Annotated in this window: 16 protein-coding genes and 1 pseudogene; 9 read left to right on the top strand and 8 right to left on the bottom strand. The window is 41.8% G+C overall.

Annotation, left to right across the window (positions count from 1 at the left end):
* Positions 1-5 precede the first annotated feature (5 nt).
* Together M9899_05385 and M9899_05380 are read left to right on the top strand one after the other, a co-directional pair.
* Positions 6-1,028: an ABC transporter permease subunit gene (locus tag M9899_05385; GenBank protein MCO5113589.1), complete on the top strand. Its 1,023-nt coding sequence runs from the start codon at positions 6-8 to the stop codon at positions 1,026-1,028.
* Positions 1,029-1,036: 8 nt separating this feature from the next.
* Positions 1,037-2,065, top strand: a complete 1,029-nt coding sequence (locus M9899_05380) for an ABC transporter permease subunit (GenBank protein ID MCO5113588.1) — start codon at positions 1,037-1,039, stop codon at positions 2,063-2,065.
* 121 nt (positions 2,066-2,186) lie between these two features.
* Here M9899_05380 and M9899_05375 read toward each other — a convergent pair whose 3' ends face one another.
* The 4 genes from M9899_05375 to leuS form a co-directional block, all read right to left on the bottom strand.
* Positions 2,187-2,474, bottom strand: a complete 288-nt coding sequence (locus tag M9899_05375; GenBank protein ID MCO5113587.1) for a DUF2288 domain-containing protein — start codon at positions 2,472-2,474, stop codon at positions 2,187-2,189.
* Between the two features lie 22 nt (positions 2,475-2,496).
* The gene (locus tag M9899_05370) at positions 2,497-4,593 is read right to left on the bottom strand and encodes a cation:proton antiporter (GenBank protein ID MCO5113586.1); all 2,097 of its coding nucleotides are present in this window, start codon (positions 4,591-4,593) and stop codon (positions 2,497-2,499) included.
* A gap of 115 nt (positions 4,594-4,708) precedes the next feature.
* The gene (gene speA / locus M9899_05365; protein MCO5113585.1) at positions 4,709-6,610 is read right to left on the bottom strand and encodes a biosynthetic arginine decarboxylase; all 1,902 of its coding nucleotides are present in this window, start codon (positions 6,608-6,610) and stop codon (positions 4,709-4,711) included.
* Positions 6,611-6,635: 25 nt separating this feature from the next.
* A complete protein-coding gene (gene leuS, locus M9899_05360; GenBank protein ID MCO5113584.1) occupies positions 6,636-9,032 on the bottom strand; it encodes a leucine--tRNA ligase in 2,397 nt (798 codons plus the stop codon).
* A 156-nt stretch (positions 9,033-9,188) separates the two neighbouring features.
* On the opposite strand from leuS, the gene M9899_05355 reads away from it, so the two are divergent.
* Both M9899_05355 and M9899_05350 read left to right on the top strand, forming a co-directional pair.
* Entirely contained in the window at positions 9,189-10,166 is a 978-nt protein-coding gene (locus M9899_05355; protein MCO5113583.1) for a diguanylate cyclase, read from the top strand.
* On the top strand, positions 10,166-11,179 hold the full coding sequence (locus tag M9899_05350) for a S9 family peptidase (GenBank protein MCO5113582.1): 1,014 nt from the start codon (positions 10,166-10,168) through the stop codon (positions 11,177-11,179). Before M9899_05355 ends, M9899_05350 begins: the two co-directional genes overlap by 1 nt.
* 2 nt (positions 11,180-11,181) lie before the next feature.
* Here the strand turns inward: M9899_05350 and ggt are convergent, their stop codons facing one another.
* Positions 11,182-12,894: a gamma-glutamyltransferase gene (ggt, locus tag M9899_05345; GenBank protein MCO5113581.1), complete on the bottom strand. Its 1,713-nt coding sequence runs from the start codon at positions 12,892-12,894 to the stop codon at positions 11,182-11,184.
* Between the two features lie 106 nt (positions 12,895-13,000).
* Between ggt and trmB the strand changes: the two genes are divergently transcribed.
* A complete protein-coding gene (gene trmB, locus M9899_05340) occupies positions 13,001-13,696 on the top strand; it encodes a tRNA (guanosine(46)-N7)-methyltransferase TrmB (protein MCO5113580.1) in 696 nt (231 codons plus the stop codon).
* 96 nt (positions 13,697-13,792) lie between these two features.
* A complete protein-coding gene (locus M9899_05335; protein MCO5113579.1) occupies positions 13,793-14,536 on the top strand; it encodes an MgtC/SapB family protein in 744 nt (247 codons plus the stop codon).
* Positions 14,537-14,631: 95 nt separating this feature from the next.
* Here M9899_05335 and M9899_05330 read toward each other — a convergent pair whose 3' ends face one another.
* Positions 14,632-16,260 (bottom strand): hypothetical protein, encoded by a 1,629-nt coding sequence (locus M9899_05330; protein ID MCO5113578.1) that lies wholly within the window; start codon positions 16,258-16,260, stop codon positions 14,632-14,634.
* 259 nt (positions 16,261-16,519) lie between these two features.
* Between M9899_05330 and M9899_05325 the strand changes: the two genes are divergently transcribed.
* The 3 genes from M9899_05325 (at position 16,520) to M9899_05315 (ending at position 18,822) form a co-directional block, all read left to right on the top strand.
* Positions 16,520-17,170 (top strand): SDR family oxidoreductase, encoded by a 651-nt coding sequence (locus M9899_05325; protein ID MCO5113577.1) that lies wholly within the window; start codon positions 16,520-16,522, stop codon positions 17,168-17,170.
* 145 nt (positions 17,171-17,315) lie between these two features.
* On the top strand, positions 17,316-18,254 hold the full coding sequence (gene trxB / locus M9899_05320) for a thioredoxin-disulfide reductase (protein ID MCO5113576.1): 939 nt from the start codon (positions 17,316-17,318) through the stop codon (positions 18,252-18,254).
* A 76-nt stretch (positions 18,255-18,330) separates the two neighbouring features.
* Positions 18,331-18,822 (top strand): response regulator, encoded by a 492-nt coding sequence (locus M9899_05315; protein ID MCO5113575.1) that lies wholly within the window; start codon positions 18,331-18,333, stop codon positions 18,820-18,822.
* Between the two features lie 116 nt (positions 18,823-18,938).
* On the opposite strand, the gene M9899_05310 is transcribed toward M9899_05315, so the two are convergent.
* A complete protein-coding gene (locus tag M9899_05310) occupies positions 18,939-19,712 on the bottom strand; it encodes a ZIP family metal transporter (GenBank protein ID MCO5113574.1) in 774 nt (257 codons plus the stop codon).
* Between the two features lie 43 nt (positions 19,713-19,755).
* A pseudogene (gene acs, locus M9899_05305) lies at positions 19,756-21,597 on the bottom strand (acetate--CoA ligase).
* Between the last annotated feature and the right edge of the window lie 43 nt (positions 21,598-21,640).

Below are 21,640 nucleotides of genomic sequence, written 5' to 3'. Positions count from 1 at the left end.
ACGACGTGTTTAAGTATATACTCAAAAGAATTTTACTGATGATCCCCACTTTGTTTGGGATCAGTCTATTTTGCTTTGTCATTATCAATATGGCTCCAGGTGGACCTATTGAACGTATCATCCAACAGATGAAGTTTGCAGGCGCTGCAGGTGGTGGTGGCGGCGGAGGCTCACAAGTGGGAGTCTCTGAAGAGGTGATCGAAGCTCTTAAGAAACAGTACGGTTTTGATAAACCTATCCTTGTTCGTTATGGCATTTGGGTGAAGAACATGGTCACTCTGGATTTCGGAGACAGCTTCACCTATCAGGAACCAGTAGTAGATGTGATCATGCAGAGGTTTCCAGTCTCTTTGCAGTTTGGCTTGATCTCGCTGCTCTTAGTGTATTTGATATGTATACCCTTGGGGATATTTAAAGCCGTCAGAGATGGCAGCCCGTTTGATAATGCCACCAGTATGGTCCTCTTTGTCATGTACTCTATTCCCACGGTGATGATGGCGATCTTGTTGATTGTGTTCTTTGCGGGTTCCAGCTTTTTGGATTGGTTTCCTATTGGGGAACTTTATTCTGATGGATATGAGTATAAAAGTTTTTTTGGAAAAGTGGTGGATCGTGCTCATCATTTTATTTTGCCTTTGATCTGCTACATGCTGCATAGTTTTTCAGCCCTTACATTTTTAATGAAGAACTCTTTTTTAGATCAAGTGAAGTTGGATTATGTCAGAACCGCGAGAGCCAAGGGTCTAGATGAGCACACGGTATTGTATAAGCATACCCTTCGTAACGCTTTGATCCCTATTGTGACAGGTTTAAATTCCTTTTTGTTGGTGATGTTTAATGGTTCGATCATCATCGAGCAGATTTTTCAATTGGATGGAATTGGACTTTTAACTTTTAGAGCGGTGTTAGATGGGGATTACAACGTGCTTATGGCACTGATCTTTATCCCTGCGGTGTTATTACTTATTGGTCGTTTATTAACAGATATTGCCTACACATTTGTAGATCCAAGAATTGATTTTAAATAGGAATTGAGATGTTCGATAAATTATTTAAAGACGATAATGCAAAAAAAAGATGGGCAAGATTTAAAAATCGCCGAGGCGCACTGTCATCGGTGTATGTGTTCTTGTTCTTAGTGCTTATCAGTCTGACTGCAGAACTGTGGGCCAACAATAAACCTATTTTTATGCTTTATAACGGCAAGCTACATGTTCCAGTGTACTTTGATTATCATCCAACTGAGTTTGGTCGCACTGATATCATGCAAATGGATTATCGCAGTTTAAAAGAAGATCCTAAAAATAAATTCGATATATGGCCCCTGATTGAGTGGAGTCCCTTTGAATTTAACAATGATCTGTCTTCCTATCCTAGTGCACCTTCCAAGCAAAATCTTATGGGAACGGATGATCGTGGAAGGGATGTTTTAACTCGTTTGATCTATGGATTCCGCTATAGTATTGGGTTTGCGGTTCTAGCTTGGATCATCTCTTATGCAATTGGTGTGGTGATTGGAGCCTTTATGGGCTTTTCTGGTGGCATTGTGGATCTGATAGGAATGCGAGTGCAAGAGGTATGGGAGTCCTTGCCTACGCTGACCGTGCTGATCACCTTGATTGCAATGCTATCACCGAGTTTCACTCTGTTGGTTTTATTCCAGGCTCTCTTTGCGTGGACCTTAATTAGTATTTATATTCGTGCAGAGTTCTTGAAACTTCGTCAAAGAGAATTTGTCGAAGCTGCCCGAGCCGTAGGTGTGTCTCGTCCCATCATCATGTTTAAACACATTTTACCCAATGCACTGGCACCTATTGTGACATTTTCGCCTTTTGCTATTGCGGGAGGGATCACGGCCTTAACTGCTTTAGACTATTTGGGATTTGGTTTAAAACCTCCAACACCCAGTTGGGGTGAGCTGTTACAGCAAGCCAAAAACTATTTTACTATTGCGTGGTGGCTAGCGGTGTTTCCATCTATTGCCATTTTTATTACTGTATTTTCATTAAATATGATTGGTGAAGGCGTTAGGGACGCTTTTGATCCCCGCAAAGAAGCTAAATAAAAAATAATTTACCCGTAACTTCTTTCTGGGAGAGTCCCTTGAGTAAAGGTAACTGTGGATGGAAAGGGCCTTCCGATTAAATCATTTAAGTTACAAGCAGAGACCGATAACTTCAGAAGTATTACTGCAAATCTAACTCTTGAATCAAAACGTAAGGTTGGGCGATAAAAAGTAAAAAGGGTTTGCTGACATTATTGTTCCACTCTTCGAGCTGTTCAGGTGTGGGTTTTCCAATCAGTTGGGATTCAATCCAACTGTTGACGGTTTCTGTGTTGTTCTCAACAACTGCTTTGGCTGCCACTTCAAGTGAAAGTTGATTAGACACAAGAATGACGCCATCGCGTAGGGAATGCTCCTTGATGTCTGACCAAGGAGATTTAAAAATTTGTTTTTGATAAGTTTCATTCATGTTTACATCCAAGTTTTGAAATTTAATTTAAGCTTTTAGAGCCAAAGATGATCAATAGATTTTGGTCGGAGTAACGACCCACAATACTGTAAGTCATCATGGTGCTATCATTAGGCGAATAGGAGTTATCTGTAGAACCAGAAGGGTTAGATTCTGGCTGAGTTGTTGTTAAAGGAGTATTGGCCACCATATCCACGTTTTGATTTAATGTGGGAATAAGAATGATAAGATCATGGGGCAAAGTGTTCTGAATCATAAACGGAAACCATGTGCGTCCAGATGGGTAACTAATCAGAGTTTTTGAAACATTCAACTCATAGGTTTTAAACATATTTTTAAGATCATTCAAATTATCTTGAGCCACCATCACTTGCATAGAGACTCCAAGCTGCTTGGCAATAACTTCTGCGTTTTTTGCCGCTTGAACCAGTGGAATGGTCATAGATTTAAAAGGAGCAAAAACAAGGTTAATGCGTCGAGAGCCACTTAAAGAATAAGCAAGTTTAGAAATGATAAGGTTAGCCCCTCCGTCTGTGACTAGGGCATCAATAACAGAGCCAAACTGTGCTCCTTTTTCGCTGGGGCGAGCATCCCAACTCATCACAACTTTTGAGGCTCCTACCTCTTTACGAATTTTAATAAGGGCTTGAGCAGGTTCGCTGTCGACACGATGAATGGCTTCTGTGGGGCAATTTGCAGCACTGAGGTCATGCAGGGCTTTGTTTAACAATTTTTTTCCAGCCGCCATATTGTCATTTAAGTTTTCGTTATCGGCAGTGATATGAGTGGGGTAGATGGCGGCTTTAGTTTTAGGGTTGCGTAAGAGTAAAGACAGTTCAAGTAGCGCAGGTATATTTTGCTCTGGTGCTACAGGGATGATTATAGAGTCATTACTGGTTTCAGCAGAGTGATCCTCTGATTTTTTTGTGGAGGAGCTGGCAAATGCCGTGGCATACTTGTCGACCACATAAGGACCTAAAATACAGGTGACAAGAATAGTGATGATGGCGGCATTCACTACGGCATCGTCAAACATTCCAATTCTGTGACCGACCATCACAGTGGCTAGGGTGGCAGCTGCTTGCACCACACTTAAACCAAACATGATTTGAGTCTCTTCATTTTTGTATCTGAAAATAAAACCAGAAACTTTGGCCGCCGCCCATTTGGTACCGATTACAATCAGAGTGATGACAATTGAAAGCCACCAAATGCGAAAACTCTTAAAGAGAACGGTCACATCCAGAATCATTCCCACGGACAATAAGAAGAAAGGAATAAAGATGGCATCCCCTGTAAAATTAAGGCGATTCATCAAGGTGCTATTGTGGGGGATCAATTTGTTTAAGGCTAAGCCAGATAAAAAGGCGCCGACAATGGGTTCCAGTCCTGCAAAGTGAGCCAGTGCCGCGCACATAAAAACAGAAGACAGCACAAACACAAATTGGGCACTGTCGTCATTGGGAAATTTTTTAAAAAACCAACGTCCTAAATGAGGAACCAAAAAGAACACACCTGCCACAAAGGTAGAGATAAAAAACCCAAGTCGCCACCATAGCGCTTCGCCACCATCGCCTTGAGCATAAGATGCCACCACAGCCAAAACCAAAAGAGCGAGCGTGTCGGTGATGATGGTTCCGCCTACGGTAGCGGTTACCGCGCGATTTGTAGAAAGACCGTGTTTACTTGCAATAGGATAAGCAAGCAGAGTATGTGAGGCCAACATACTTGCAAGTAAGATAGCAGGTAAAAGATCAAAGCCTAAAATGTAATAGGCTATTAAGGTTCCTAAGCCTTGAGGAAAGGCAAAGGTCAACATTCCAAAAACAAAACCACTCACTCCGTATTTTTTAAAGACAGTAAGATCAATCTCTAAGGCTGCGGTGAACATGATGTAGGTGAGTCCCACAGCACCCAGTAAGATAAAGGAAGAGTCACGCGCTAAAATACCTAAAGCGTGAGGACCTAAGATGGCTCCCGCAAGAAGAAGTCCAATCATCCCAGGTAAGTTAAAGCGTTTCATCACCATGGGTGCGGTTAAAAAAAGCACCAACACAATGGCAAAGATTAAAACAGGATCATTTAATGGAAATACCGAGGGGAAAAACTTAGCAAACATACCCATAAGAATACCATCAGTATCAGAGCCTCATCAAGCTGAGGAATTCAACTTCAAAAGGTCCTAGGCTAAAAGCTCTAGGAACAGTATTACTTGTTGATGATAGAAAACAGGACTAGGAACCTAAATAGGTCGAGCTGAACAATGAAGTTTTAAATCGTTTCATAAGTAAAGCCGCCTGGTCTTCCGTAAGTGTCCCTTTGGAAATTCCATTCATACAGTCTTCGTTAAGGCTGACCACAAACTCTTCAGGATTATATTCCACATATGACAAGACATCGCTCATGCTGTCACCTTGCACAATATGGTCAATGGTATAGCCCCCATTTTCAGAAATATGAATGTGTACGGCGTTGGTGTCACCAAATAGGTTGTGCAAGTCTCCAAGAATCTCTTGGTAAGCCCCAGCTAAAAAAGCACCAATGTAATAAGGCTCATTAGGTTTAAGGCTGTGAACTTCTAATGTGCTTTTGACTTCGTAGGTTTCACTATCGATAAAACGATTGACCTTGCCATCAGAATCACAAGTGAGGTCCACAATGATGGCTCTGCGATCGGGATGCTCTTTGTGGCGCATGATAGGCAGAATAGGGAATATCTGATCTACGGCCCATGAGTCGGGAAGAGATTGAAAGACAGAGAAGTTACAAAAATAAGAGTCACATAAAAATGAATCGAGTTCATATAAAATGTCTGCAAAGTCTTCTTCGTTTCGAATCAGTTTACGCATACGACTGCTGATATTAAAGATCAGACGTTCTGCAATGGCCCGTTGCTCAAGATTTAAAACCCCATAGGTGAAAAGTTGAAGTATGTCTGCGCGAATCTGTTTTAAATCGTTATAGCCTTCGTTTAACGTTTTTAAACTTAAACCTTCAGAAATATCGTAAAGGTCACGTAAAATTTGGTGATCGGTAGGTTGAGGTTTGAAATCGTGCGACTCTACGCTATCAAAGTTATTACAACCTAAAACATCAAAGACCAGAACCGAACTGTGAGCCACTAAGGACCGACCAGACTCGGTGATGATGTCAGGATGAGGAACCTTCTTTTCGTCACAGATAGATTTAATGGTGTACACTACATCGTTGGCGTACTCTTGCTCTGAATAGTTTGTAGAGCTTTCAGTACTTCCCGAGCCATCATAGTCCACACCTAGTCCGCCGCCAACATCAATATACTTAGGAGTTACACCTAAGTTGTAAAGCTCAGTAAAAAAACGAGTACCTTCTTTTAAAGAGGCTTTAATGGAAAGAATTGATGGAATTTGAGATCCTAGGTGAAAGTGAATCAGCTGAAGGCTATCTTGCATGTCTTCGGCTTTTAAACGTTCCACGCATTCTACCATTTCAAAAGGAGTAAGACCAAATTTGGATTTGTGTCCTGTGCTTTCCACCCAGCGACCTGCGCTTCGTGTGCTCAACTTGGCTCGTAAGCCAATAGTGGGTTTAATCTCAAGCTCTTTAGCTACCTGAAGGATGATGTCGAGTTCTGATTTTCTATCCACGACAATGATCACATCACGTCCTAGTTTCGTCGCAAGGAGTGCCGTTTCAATATAGTCCCTATCTTTAAAGCCATTACATAAGATGAGCCCATCTGTGTACTTCATTTTTGTAATAGCAATGATCAACTCAGGTTTGCTTCCACACTCTAAACCCAAACCTGTTTGTTCGCCAAATTTCACAAGGTCTTCGACAAGATGCTTTTGTTGGTTCACTTTAACAGGAAAAACACCGCGGTACTTTCCTGTGTATCCATAATCTGTCATGGCTCTTTGAAAACAGCGATTTAATAATTTAATTCTTGAAGATAAAATATCTGGAAAGCGCATTAACACAGGGGTTTGAATGCCATTGGCCTTAAGATCATCAATGATCTCTTTAAGATCAACAGGGTTTCCTTTTTCAGGAACATCAACGGTCACGTTACCCTTAGAGTTGATGTTAAAATAGGGAGCGCCCCAATTAGAAATTCCATAAAGCGTTTTACTGTCTTCAACTGTCCAATCCGTCATCTTAAGCCCCCTATGATATTAAAAATTATTTAGCGATAATATTTAATATGCGACCTGGTTTATAAATCACTTTTACTATGTTTTTTCCTTCAAGTTGAGCCTGAACAGTTTTAAGGTTGTGCGCCAACTTTAAGGCTTCATCTTCAGACGTATTTGCTTCAACATCAATAGTGCCGCGAGTCTTACCGTTGACCTGCACAGCGGTGACCAAAAGGTTATCGACGCACAAATTTTCATCATATTGTGGCCAAGGCGTCACACAAACAAAACCAGTTTGACCTAGGCGCTGCCAAAGCTCTTCGCAAAAGTGAGGGGCAAAGGGAGCTAGGATTTGGATCAAAGGCAAAACCATCTCTTTGCTGACTTTGGGCAGTTTATAAAGCTCGTTGGTGTAGATCATCATTGCACTGACAGCCGTATTGAAATTAAGGCTCTCGATATCCTGAGCCACTTTCTTAATGGTTTTATGCAGGACTTTTTGCGCGTCTTCAGGAAACTCGGCTCCATCTTGCAATTGCACGTTTTGGTCTTCGTCTAAACATAAACGCCAAATACGATCTAAAAAGCGTCGAACTCCATAGATGCCATCAGTGCTCCACGGTTTGTCTCGGTCATAGGGGCCCATAAAGCAGATGTAGACACGGATGGCATCGGCTCCGAAATCTGCTTTGACGTCATCGGGGTTGATCACGTTGCCTCGGGATTTAGACATCTTTTCCCCATCAGGTCCCAAAATCATCCCTTGGTGAGCCAGCTTGGCATAAGGTTCTGGGGTGGTTGCGTGTCCCTGCTCGTATAAGAATCTTTGCCAAAAGCGTGAGTACAGTAAATGTCCTACGGTGTGCTCAGGGCCGCCTAAATAAAGATCGACAGGCATCCAATACTTTTGAGCCTCTGGGCTTGCAAGTTCGTTTTCGTTATGAGGGTCGGTGTATCTTAGAAAATACCATGACGATCCCGCAGAACCAGGCATGGTGTCGACTTCACGAGTGTAATCTTCAGAGTAGTTCACCCACGCTGTGTTTCTGGCTAGTGGGGCTTCACCTGACTCAGAGGGTTCATAGTTGGCCACCTCAGGAAGTTCTACGGGAAGTTCCGCAAGGCTCAAGGGTTTGATCGAGCCGTCTTTTATATTTTTAACCACAGGGATAGGTTCACCCCAATATCTTTGACGAGAAAACAGCCAGTCGCGCAATTTGTACTGAACTTGGCCGTGCCCAAGGTTTTGGTTTTCTAGATGGGAGACCATCTTTTTGATGGCGTCTTCTTTGCTTAAGCCATTTAAGAAATCAGAGTTGACCATTTGACCATCGCCACTGTAAGGCAGCTCATCACCGCCTTCTACTACACGTACAATTTCAAGACCGTACTTTTGGGCAAATTCAAAATCTCTTTCGTCGTGCCCAGGGACGGCCATGATGGCCCCTGAGCCATAGTCGATCAGAACATAATCGGCGATCCAGATGGGCAGCTCTTTTTTTGTGATAGGGTGGATGGCAAAGGCTCCTGTAAAACAGCCCGATTTTTCTTTAGCCGCTTTGCGATCCACTTCGCTTTTTCTAGAGGTGGAGTCTATATAGGCCTTCACCTCTGGTAATTTTTCTGTGGGAGTGATTTCTAAAACAGCAGGGTGTTCTGGAGCCAGCACCATAAACGTGGCCCCGAACAAAGTGTCAGGACGAGTGGTGAACACCGTCAGAGTTTCAGTCTTTTCGCCTTTAATGGCAAAACGAATTTCTGCTCCTAAGCTTTTGCCAATCCAATTTTTTTGCCCTTCTTTGGTTCTGTCGGGGAAATCCACTGTATCTAGACCCTGCAAGAGTGGCTCGGAATAATCTGTGATTTTTAGCATCCACTGCTTCATGGGCATACGAATGACGGGATGGCCACCGCGTTCACTCTTTCCGTCCACAACCTCTTCGTTGGCTAAGACGGTTTTAAGTGCAGGGCACCAGTTCACAGGAACTTCTTTTTGATAGGCGAGGCCTTTTTTATAAAGCTCTGTGAAAATAAATTGGGTCCATTTGTAAAACTTAGGGTCAGCCGTTGAGAGAGAACGATCCCAGTCAAAGCTGAACCCAAAGGCATCCATCTGTCTGCGAAAGTTATTGATGGCCTCTTCGGTGGTTAGGGCAGGATGTGTGCCTGTTTGAATGGCGAATTGTTCTGCAGGTAACCCGAAGGCATCAAATCCCATGGGATGAAGCACGTTAAAGCCTTGGGCTCTTTTATATCTAGAAACCACGTCAGTAGGAGTGTAAGAGGCCAAGTGACCTACGTGCAGACCTTTGGCGGAAGGGTAGGGAAACATATCCAGGGCATAGTATTTGGGTTTAGTGGAAGGAAATTCAGCTTTATAGATTTGGTTTTTGGTCCATAAATCCTGCCATTTCGAGTCAATTTCTTGATGAGAATACGCCATGTTTTACTCCTTCTGGCTTCTTGTACTGAACAAGACCCCAACTTACAAGCTTGGAGGGGATTCTAGCCCGTTTTTATGCGAATGTAAAAAGGTCTAGAAAGTAAAAAAGAGTATAAAAGTTCTGCATTTTCTTGGAAAAAGGGCCGAAGAGAGGGCATGAGTTTTAAACACATTGTAGGTTCTAATAAAGACAAGAAAGTTTTGATCGTAGATGATGATCAAGATTTACAGGCGTTTGTAAGTATCACTTTGAAGGCCAGTGGTTATGAGGTCAAGAGCGCGTACTCTGGTGAAGAAGCTTTAAGCCTCATTCATAAATGGCATCCTGATCTTGTGATCTTAGATATGAACATGCCTGGCATTAACGGTCTTGAAACCTTAAAGGTGTTAAAAAAACAAAAACAATATGTGGCGGTGATCTTTTTAACAGCCGACTCAAGTACGGAACAGGTGATTCAAGGGCTAGACGCTGGGGCGGATGATTATATGCCTAAGCCTTTTAGTCCCAGCGAACTTATGGCCAGAGTCCGTGCCCAACTTCGTATTAAAGATCTTACAGATCGTTTAAGTGTAGCCAATAAAAAGTTACAAGCCCTTGTGGATATTGATGACCTTACGGGTTTATACAATATGCGCAACCTTTACGAGAAATTGGAATTTGAAATGAAGCGTGCCCGTCGTTACAAACGTCAAGTGGGCGTTGTGATGATGGACATGGACAAATTTAAAAGTGTGAATGACAGTAACGACCACTTATTTGGAAGTTTTGTTTTAAAGCATGTGGGAGCCATTATTAAAACCAATGTGCGTGATACAGATATCGCAGCCAGATATGGTGGTGATGAGTTCATCATGATCTTAACGGAAACCAATATTGATGGGGCTACGATCTTTGCAGAACGACTGCGCGAATCTATTGAAGCCTTTAATTTTGACAATGGTGAGTTTGCTATGCGACTGACATGCAGTATTGGACTAGCACTGTCAGATCCTCATGATATGGAACTATCAGGGCGTCAACTTGTGAAGTGGGCAGATAAAGCGCTTTATGACTCTAAGAGATCAGGCCGTAACCGTGTCACAATTTATAATTTAGAAGACATGGCTAAGGAAGTCGCACGTAAAGGTGCATAATGCTTGCCGAACATTTAATTCCATTTCATCTTGAGAACTACAAAATCCACACTTTAGTGATAGACAGTAAGGCCTTAAGTGGAAATATCTTGGGCGATCCTACTCTCAGATATATTCCTGTTCTGGTTCCCAAAGCAGAAGGGGAATTTCCTTTAGTGTTGTTTCTATCGGGCTACGCAGGAGATGGGGTTAAGAATTTCGCCTTTAAGGGATTTGAAAATAATCTAGTGCAAGATATAGATGTGTGGACCTCACAGGGTGAGGCACCTAAAGCCATTTATGCTTTTGCTAATGCGTGGACAGCATGGGGCGGCTCGCAGTTCATCAACTCAAAGGGTTGTGGGCAGTACGAAGATTATCTGGTCTCTGAGGTGTGTGCTCAGCTCAAACGAAACTTACCGATTTCATCAGATCCTTCAGACTGGTGTGTTCATGGTGGGTCCAGTGGGGGTTACGGGGTTTTAAGTTTGATGTCCCGACATGGAGATGTTTTTAAAAAGGGAGTGGCCATTGCTCCTGATAGTTTCTTTGAAGCCAGTCTGTTGCCAGAAATTTATAAAGTGGTGCCTGTTATTGAAGAACTTGGGGGCACACAAAAAATATTAAGCAGTTATCGCTCTGGGGATCTTAAGCTTTCGGGTGGTTTATTCTTTCAAGTGTTTAATGTGATTGCGATGGCCCATTGTTATGCCTCCATGAATGAAACCTCAGAGCCTGTATTTCCTATTGATCATCAGGGGAAGTTACTCGCAGAAGTATGGCAACACTGGAAGTCCCATGATCCCATCGAGTTTTTACCTAAGTCCAAATCCAATTTGCAATCCATCGAAGCTTTGTATTTAAGCGTAGGAACCAAAGACGAGTATGGCTTGCAGTATGGCGCAAGACAGATCAAAGACCTTTGCCAAGATCAAATTAAAAACTTTTATTACAAAGAGTTTCAAGGAACCCACCGTGATCTATCTAAAGACAGATTGGACTCCTTGAAGTGGCTTAAAGGTCTTCTTGTTTAAAATTAATAACCACCTACAGCACCTTCGCCACGGAAGTCAGAGTACGCTTCTAAAAATCCTTTTTTATTGATTCTCACGGCAGACACCTTGGCCACTCCACGTGTGGCTTTTAGTGTATGCTTGCGCATCTTTAAAAGGCGAAGAGTTTCAGGGGTGAAGTTCTGTTGTTCATAAAAAAGAATATTAGGTTCAAACTGATGATGCAGTCTTGGGGTCATGATGGCCTTTTCTACATCTAATTCGTTCACTAAGACGCGATACAAGGTTTGAAATACACCATTGATAATACGTGGGCCACCAGGTGCACCCAAAGCCATAACAGTGCTGTTGTCTTTTAAAACTAGAGTCGGAGACATGGAACTTAAAGGGCGTTTGCCCGCATGCACGTAGTTGGTTTTGCTATGAAGAAGGCCATAAATATTAGCCTGCCCAGGAATGGCTTGAAAGTCATCCATTTCGTTATTCAGGGCGATCCCATATTTATTACTCGATACACCTGAACCGTAATTTCCATTGAGAGTGATCGTCATAGAGACGGCTTCACCTTTTTTATTCATCACTACAAAGTGTGTGGTTTCAGTGCTCTCTGGACCTAAAAAGGACTCATCCAGAGGTTTCATTTTTTTTGAATATTTAGGTTTAATATTTTTAGCAAGTTCGTTGATGTAGTCTTCGGATAAAAGTTTATCTAAAGGCAGTGGTGTATAATCGGGATCGCCCAGTAAGGCTCTTCCTCTAAAAGATTTGGACATCACTTCAGCTAACATGTGATATTCATCGGCACTCATGTAGCCGTATTTTTTTAAATCCAATTTTTCAACCAAGGCCAAAGCGGTTTTGATCACCACGCCGCCACTAGATGGGGGAGGCATAAGATAAATGTCATGGCCTTGAAATTTGGTTTGCATGGGTTCACGCCATTTGACCTTATAATTTTTAAGGTCTTCCACAGAAAGAACGCCACCTTCTTTTTGCACAGTTTGAGCAATGTCTGCGGCCACGGCACCAGAATAAAAACCTTCTAGCTTTTTATCACGAAATAATTTTAAGGCGTGATAAAGATCAGGTTGTTTGATGGTCTCACCAGGCACATAGGGTGTTCCATTCTTTTTAAGAAAGACCTGTTTGCCTTTAGCATTAAAGCGATCTTTTTGTGAAAGAGTGTAATTGTACCACTCGCCAGAAACAGGAAAACCTTGAATGGCTTGTTGCAGTGGACGAGTGAAAAGTTGCTCCCACTTTAATTTTCCATAAGTTTTATGGATTTCAAAAAGTCCTGCAGGAATTCCAGGTACACCGACCGCAGCACCACCGTTCCAAGAGCTGCCTTCGGCAAGTGAAGAGTAATAGTTTTCATGGGTTTTTGCGGGTGCAGTCTCTCTAAAGTCTAAAGCTTTAACGGCTTCGCCCTCTTTTTTAACTAGAGCAAAACCGCCACCGCCTAAAGAAGCAAAGTAGGGCGAGGTGACAGATAGGCTTAGGGCTACAGCCACGGCCACATCAAAGACGTTTCCACCGAGTTTATGAATCTCTTTTCCCGTTTCTACGGCAATGGGGGAGGGGGCCGCGATCAACATGTCTTGACCTTCAAAAGGCATCGACCATGAGGTGGAGGGGGCAATAAGGGTACACAATACAAAGCTCAGCCAAAGATTTTTTAAGGATAGGGGCTTTAAAACTTTTGTAAAAAATAGGGTATGGGTATTGTATTTCATAAAAACTCCTTAGAGTGAAGTCATATACCAAATGCCCTGTTTTTTAAACTGTAAAAAAAGTTCTAATGTGTTGTACCTTAAGGGCTTTTTTGATACTTGAGCTGGTATGAATGGATGTCAGGCCACACTTGTTCCCTCTAGAGACCTCAATACTGGAAACAACCCTTACGTGAAGTTGTTACTAGAGGACTACTCTCATCGTGCCTTCGATGAAGTTAAGGTTTTGGATTATAAAGGAAAATGGTCGCAGGCGATACCTGATAGAACCTTTGAAAAGATAGATTTGGAAATAGGAACAGGCAACGGCTATCATTTTGCTCATCGTGCCAGCGAAAATCAAGATCGGCTGTTAGTAGGTATTGAAGTGCGCTTTAAACCTTTGATTCAAGCGATCCGCCGCGCCCTCAAGGCGGGGGCTACAGATAATGCCATCATGGTGAGATACAATGCTTATAAGCTTGAGGATTTGTTTTCGTCCCAAGAATTAAATGATGTTTACATTCATCATCCTGATCCGTGGCCAAAAGAACGACATTGGAAGCACCGTCTGATTCAGTCTGAATTTATGGATAAGCTTTATGAAATGCAAAAACCCGATAGTATTTTGGAGTTTAAAACTGACTCTCGTGATTATTTTTTATGGTCTGTAGAGATATTTAAAAACAGCAAATATAAAATGATCGCTTACACTGAAGATTTACATCAATCTGAATACGCTTCTACCAACTTTGTCACTCACTTTGAAAAGATTTTTCTTAAACAAGGTCTCCCCATTCATTATTGCAAGCTTGTAAGAGCCTAACTTTAATCCCTGCGCATAATAAACGAAGATAAAAAATTGATCCTGTATTCGTACGGGTCTACAATATAAGCAGAAGGTCTTTGTTGTGCAAAGACCTTGGCAAGTTATCAAACCGAGCTGACATTTTACACCGAAGAGTATTGGACACTTATGCTTACACATTATGAAATGATCTTACGTATTATTCTGGCCGCAGTTCTTGGCGGATTTATCGGTCTAGAAAGAGACATGCACGGACGCCCTGTTGGACTAAGAACCCATCTGCTTGTGGCCATGGCAGCGGGCACATTTATGATTCTTTCATCTCATTTTTTTTATTTTCAAAATTACGATGACAAAATCATGATGGGCACAGACCCTTCACGAATTGCGTCCACTGTGGTTTCGGGCATTGGCTTCTTGGCTGGAGGTGCCATTTTAAAAACAGGCTTTAGCATTCAGGGTTTAACCACTGCGGCGGGTTTGTGGTTGGTGACCGCCATTGGTATGTGCGCGGGCGCAGGGATGTATATAGAAAGTGTTGCAGTCACTGTAATGGGACTGATTGCGTTGACTGTTTTTCGTCGCTTCGAAGACAAAAATGATAAACTTTTACATAGAAAAGTATTTTTAGAATTTGCAGAAACTGAAAATACTGTGGATCTCCTTATGAAAGCCATTTCTGAAATCGGTGCTACGGTGGAACATTTTGATTACAAAAAAAAGATGAACGAACAGGTTCTGGTGATCCAATTTGACGCCTTTTACCCTAAAGAAGTGGGCCACCAAAACTTCATCCTAGCCCTTGAAAACCAAAAAGGCCTCAAAAGCATCCACGTCGGAAGCGTGCAAAGCGTCTAATAGATATTAGTAGTAGGTGTGGCTCGACTATTCTATCTTTTCTATAACTAAGAGTCGCTTGCTCGATGAGCAAACGACTCCGTTTCAAATACATATCAGTTGGATACAGAAGAATCAGACGGGTAAGTCCGACAGAATTTACTGTGAGAAAATGATGGAAATAAAAAAGAGTAGTATTGGTTCATGCTGCCTAGGTATTCATTTTTAATAATACCTCTATGTACTTTTCTTCTGTAGACGGTATCGTGATCTTCTGCATCTTTAAAAGATGTAGAGTTCAATCTAGGTAACAATAAACTATCAAAGACATATTTTGAGCTTTGAATCATATTCAAAGAGGATGGCACCATAGCTTCACTAATATAGTAAGGCATAGGAAACTTTTCAAGTTTATTATTTATTACGACATAAACCTCAATTTTGTCTTCTTCTGAATATGGAGTAATGGCTTTGAGTAATAGGCCCATTTCTTCTTTGTTATAAATAGAGCAGGAAAAGTTTTTTTCGAGTTGTAAAAATACAGTTGAAGTTTCTTCCCCAGATAGGCTGATAAGGCCTTTGCTGTCTTGGTGCTCGGGAACAAATTTTAATTTGGTAGAAAGTGTTCCTTTCAAAATGGCATCAGGAAGGCTTTCTTTTATAATCCCATTGGTTTTTGGCAACATATTCCTGTTAAGCGTATAAGGGTTAATACGACCGTCAAATACTACAGCAACTTGGGCATCAATAGGATTTCTAAGCTTAATTAATGCAGAGATAAAACTATTGTTTCTCAAAGTTAATTTGGCAAAATTAAAAGAATAACTTTGATTGTTGTCGGCAAAGTAATCGTTAGTCGTATTGATAAACTCTGCAGTTATGGAAAGCTCAGGTTTATTCACAATAACATCAAAGTAAGGGCTCCAAAGTCTTTCGTAATCGTTTTCTAAGATAGACTCGTTAAAAATATCCACAAGTTGTGTAGTCGAGCTAATAACACGACATTTTTTATAAAAGTAACGACTATTGATTTTAGGTCTATGAAAAAACTCGTTAATTGAAAACTTTCTAATGCTAATGTGTTCTTGATCTTCTTTTATGAAGATATTGTTTTCACAGATTACGTTGGTATTATAAAAACTCCTAGCGTCATCCATGAGGATGGCTGTAGTGTGTTTATCGTTAGTCTCAGTAGTGTCAATAAATCCATTTTTAATGTAGATGCCGCGTGAGGCGTCTGCCGCGTCACTCAAAGATTTTCCAATCAATATTCCATTGGGCTGTATTGTATTGAAAGTCAAATCAGGTAAATCGTATTTGATTTTAGAATTGATAGAATTTTTTGCAATAATATGAATATCACATTTGAACTCTTGGTTTTCTGTATTTCTATCTGTTGCTATTGTTTGAAGTGGAATAAAATTATAGAAAAATAATTTTTGATAAATCTTTTGTTGAGTGTAGTTAGAGGTGAAAGTTTTATTATTTAACAAACATTTTGTGCTGATATCAAAGGTCACATCTTTGTTGATGTCAGAAAAGCTTAAGTGGGAACCATAATTGAGCGTGGTGTTCTTTAAATGCAATGATTTTGGATTATGAAAAATTTGTGAGAGACCTGTCTCATCAACAACCACCAACGATGGATCTCTCATCTTCCAATAGTCATCAGTGCTGTTGCTACACCCAGCCCATGCTAAGATGGTGGAAAGTAAAATAAAATATAAAATTTTTTGATTCTTCATAAAACCCTCATTGTAATAAAACCTTTGATGGATGAAGCAAAACTTATGAAGACGTAAATAAGGGTTTTATTGCAAAGAGGGCAGTTTAGTCCGAATCTAGGATACTTTAAATCTTGTAGGCACTTTTTGAAAAAAATATAGAATCCCTTAGTAATCTGTAAAGACCAGAGCGTTTAGGCTAGGGTCCACTATTCTGTTGACGCCTGATCAAGCTTGGCCTATCCCATTGAAATCACTAAGGAGTTTGGTCTTGAAATGGATGGTGTTTGGTTCTCATAAAGGCTTGGGCGCCGCAATAGTAAAGGGGCTTTTGGAAGACCCCCATCAAGACTCCTTGGCCCTGAGTGTGGTGGGTGTCTCTCGTAAAGATGAGGGGCTGTGGAATGAAGACCCTCGTTATACTTTTCTTAGCTACGACTTTGCCGATGAGGGCTTTTATGAAGGGCTTCTGACTCAAATTCAAATATTTGCGCCCGATCATATCATCTATTGTGCTGGAGGCGGACCCTTTGGGCCTTATGGGGGGCAAAAGTGGAATGCTCACCAGTGGACTTATAAGGTGAACTTCATGTGGCCAGCCCAGTTGTGTTGGTATTTGGCCCACAACTTCACCAAAACTAAGTTCACCTTTATTGGGTCTTCCATTGCTGAAGCTCAGGTGGGTGATCCCGCAGGCGCGTCTTACGCTGCGTCCAAATGGGCAATGAGAGGGCTGATCAGTTCTTTGCAGGAGCATTATCCACAAAGATTTTATTTGTACAGTCCAGGCTATATGGACACTGACATGCTGCCGCCTAAATCCTATCCTCGTGTGAATGGGGACAGGATTTTAAATCCTGCAGAGGTGGCGGAGGACCTTGTGCAATGGCTGACTGACTCTAGCAAAAATGATTTTCATAAAACTGTGTGACTTGAACATCTTCTAAATATCAGTACATTCATTTCTGAGTCTGCTCATTGTCAAAGGGGATGAAACAACCCAAAATATTGAAAAGAGCAAAAAACTGCAAACGCAGACCAGACAGAACAACGGACCAAAAAATAGAGAGGCAACCATGGAATTTAAATCCCACGAAAAAGTCATTATTATTGGATCAGGCCCTGCAGGATTAACCGCAGCCATCTATTCGGCACGCGCTAATTTAAATCCCCTGATGATTCAAGGTGAAGAAGTGGGTGGACAATTGATGACAACCACTGATGTTGAAAACTATCCAGGTTTCCCAGAAGGTGTGCAAGGGCCAGAGCTGATGGAGCTATTAAAAAAACAAGCTGAGCGTTTCGGCACAAGAATGGTTGCCAGAAATGTTACAGAGGTAGAGATCTCACAAAAACCTTATAAGGTGACAGTAGGAAAAGAGTATTGGACTGCGGATGCGCTGATCATCAGCACAGGAGCCAGTGCCAAATACTTAGGACTTGAAGACGAAAAAACATATTTGGGTAGAGGTGTTTCTGCTTGTGCTACATGTGATGGGGCATTTTTTAGAGATGTGCCTGTGGCCATTGTGGGTGGTGGAGACACGGCGATGGAAGAGGCTCTGTTTTTGACTCGTTTTGCAAGCAAAGTGTATGTGATTCACCGACGGGATTCTTTCCGTGCTTCCAAAATTATGGCTGATCGTGTACTTGCTCATCCCAAGATCGAAGTGCTGTGGAACTCTGAAGTGAAATCCATCAATGGCACAGGTAAAGCCGTGGACAGTGTTACGATTTTCAATACACAAACTAAAGAAGATCAAAAGATTGAGCTAGAAGGAGTTTTCATCGCTATTGGACATAAGCCCAATACTGACATCTTTAAAGGCAAACTTGAGATGGACACTAATGGGTATCTGATCACCAAACCAGACTCTACATATACATCTGTAGATGGCGTTTTTGCTTGTGGTGATGTTCAGGACCATATCTACAGACAGGCGATCACTGCTGCAGGTACAGGCTGTATGGCTGCCATTGATACTGAAAGATGGTTGGAAAACCAAGGTTTGTAATCTGGACTCTGAGGTCAGTCTAGAACAAGACCTGTAAGCGGTGACCAATAGGATCTTGGCTTGTAATCTTTAGGTAATGAAAAAAAAGATAAATGTTGAAAGCCTTGTAGACCAAATTGAAAAAATCACGCGTGAAAAGATCGCTAAAGAGTCCGTGGTTTCTTTAGAAGAATATCGAAAGCTTAAACGCAAATCTAATGACATGTACTCGGTACTTGTGATTGAGGATGATCCTACCATGCGTGCTGCTCTTGTCAGATTGATGGAAGACGAGGGTTATTTGGTAGCCAGTGCCGCAGATGGCACACAGTTAGAAAAAGTTTTTGATAAAAACAGTTTTGATCTTATTTTGTTAGATGTGGGTTTGCCTTGGGTGAATGGATTTGAACTTACAGAGGTGATAAAGTCTCATGAAGATCTCAAACACATTCCTATTATTCTCATCTCAGGAATGGGCAATGAAGAGGACTTCCAAAAGGGGTTAGCCTTAGGTGCTGAATCCTATATTAAAAAGCCCTTCGATATAGACGCCTTAAAAAATATGGTCAGTCACTTAATCAAAAAATAAATCAACGCCCAAATTTCATTTAAAATATTACAATGTCATCTGTGAGCCAGTTGATCAGTGATAGCCGAGGTTTGTATTCAAAAAATAAAATTAGAACTAGGGCTTAAATCAAAGTTTTATTCAAAAATTTTGTCTAAAGTCATCATCAGTGCAAAGCCGATCATTAAACCCCAGCTGGCGTGCTTTTCAAAACCACGACGATGAGATTCGGGGATCACTTCATGGCTGACCACATAAATCATGGCTCCCGCTGAAAAAGCTAAGAAGAAAGGAACATAAAGTCCAATACCATGAGTGGCAGCAAGACCAATAATTCCTCCTGCAAATTCGATAAGACCTGTCAGAGCGGCAACGCCAAAGGAAAAAAGCCTTGAGTACCCCACAGCGACAAGTGCAATAGCGGCGACAAGTCCTTCGGGGAAATTTTGTAGGGCAATCCCTGTGGTGATGGCGTAAGCATTTTCTACGTTAGCTCCGCCAAAACTTACACCCACAGCAAGCCCTTCGGGAAAGTTGTGAATGGCAATGGCGATCACAAATAGCCAAGAGCGTTTGATAGAAATAGCAGAAGGACCCTCTTTACCTTTATAAAAGTGTTCGTGAGGTAAAAGTGCTTCTGCAATGTAAATGAAAAGCGCACCCACAAAGAGCCCCGCACTGATGACAGCCCCTTTTTCAATCCAATTTCCACTCATCATATCGTACGCAGGAATGATCAAAGAAAAAGAACTTGCGGCGAGCATAACGCCTGCGCCAAAGCCCATAGAAGAGGAGACGATGGCGTCATTGAGTTTGATTTTGATCAATACGGTCAGTGCGCCAAGTGCTGTGGAAAGACCTGCAATTGTTGAGGCAATAATTCCAATAATCCAAATATTTGTAGTATCCATAAACACTATTATATAAGGAGTTTAATGAGTCACAATCATTATTTTAACGTAATTTTTGTGACTCTTCGATGAGTTCATTGAGCACACCAGGGTCGGCTAAGGTGCTCGTGTCGCCCAATTCAGTGGTGATACCTTCTGCAATCTTACGCAAAATTCTTCGCATAATTTTACCAGAACGTGTTTTGGGTAAATTGGGTGCCCACTGAATGACATCGGGTTTGGCAATAGGCCCCACTTTTTCCACTAGGGTGGCGACAATAGCTTGTTTGATCTCATCACTAGGTGGGGTCTTTTCATCTAGGGTGATGTAAGCATAGATGCCTTGTCCCTTAATGTCATGGGGAAAGCCCACAACAGCAGCCTCTGAAACGCAATCTGTGGCAACAATAGCAGATTCTAATTCCGCAGTCCCCATTCTATGTCCTGATACGTTGATCACATCATCAACCCGCCCTGTGATCCAATAATAACCGTCTTCATCTCGACGGCATCCATCACCAGAAAAATAGTAGTTGGGGTAGGCTGCAAAATAAGTTTCGTTAAACCGTTTGCTATCATTATAAATGTCACGGGCTTGTCCTGGCCATGAATCTTTAATGGCCAGCATGCCTTCTCCCACGCCCTCAATCACTTGGCCTTCTGCAGTAAGAAGTTCAAGCTCAATGCCAGGAAGAGGCAATGTGGCAGATCCTGGCTTAAGAGGTGTTTTTCCTGGGATTGGAGAGATAATAATGCCTCCAGTTTCTGTTTGCCACCAAGTGTCTACAATGTCGCATCGGCTGTCGCCCACCACTCGGTGGTACCACTTCCAGACTTCAGGGTTAATGGGTTCGCCAACACTGCCAAGAAGTCTTAATGAACTTCTGTCAGTCTTAGTCACCCATTCTTCGCCTGCTCTCATCAACGAGCGAATAGCCGTAGGTGCAGTGTAAAATATAGATGCTTTATATTTATCAATAACATTCCAAAATCGTGAATTATCAGGGTAAGAGGGAATGCCTTCAAAGATGACTGAAGTGGCACAGTTACTTAAAGGGCCATAGACCACATAACTGTGCCCAGTCACCCAACCGATATCGGCTGTGCACCAGAAAATATCTTCGGGTTTATAATCAAAAACAGTTTTAAATGTATAGGCTGTATAGACTAAGTATCCGCCTGATGTATGCAAAATGCCTTTAGGTTTATTGGTCGAACCTGAGGTGTAAAGAATAAAAAGAGGGTCTTCAGCATTTACAGGTACAGGAGGACAGTGGGTGTCAACGTGTGTGCGCTCTTCGGTATAGATAAAATCATTTTTGCTTCTTAACTTAATGTCAGCACCTGTGTGTTGAATGATAAGAACTTTAATTTCAGGAAATGCTTCAATGGCTTTATCTACGTTTACTTTTAGAGGAACTCTTTTCCCACCTCTAAGGCCTTCGTCTGCAGTGATTACAAAATGAGACTGGCAGTCTTCGATTCGGTTCTTTAATGACTCTGGAGAAAATCCTCCAAAAACAGCTGTGTGTACGGCCCCGATTCTTGCACATGCCAGCATAGCAAATGCAGTTTGTGGAATCATAGGCATATAGATGGTGACGCGATCTCCTTTTTGTACGCCTAATTTTTTCAGGACGTTGGCCATGCGGCAGACCTCATCAAAGACCTCTTGGTAAGTGAAGGTCTGTGTGGGAGCATTAGGATCATCAGGTTCAAAATAATATGCGATACGATTTGCGTTTTGAGGGAGATGTCGATCAAGGCAATTGTAAGTGACATTCAGCTCACCATCTTCAAACCATTTGATAGACACAGGCTGTTGGAATGAGGTGTTTTTCACTTGAGTGAAAGGTGTGCTCCATGTGATGGTCTTGGCTTCCTCTGCCCAAAATGCTTCGGTGTTCATAGTGTTCCCTCCAGTACTTAAGAAGACCTCAATGCGGTGT

It is taken from the genome of Pseudobdellovibrionaceae bacterium (assembly GCA_023954155.1).
Lineage (GTDB): Bacteria > Bdellovibrionota > Bdellovibrionia > Bdellovibrionales > UBA1609 > JAMLIO01.
Note: the sequence above shows the minus strand (reverse complement) of the source record. Positions and strands in the feature narration are given on the sequence as shown.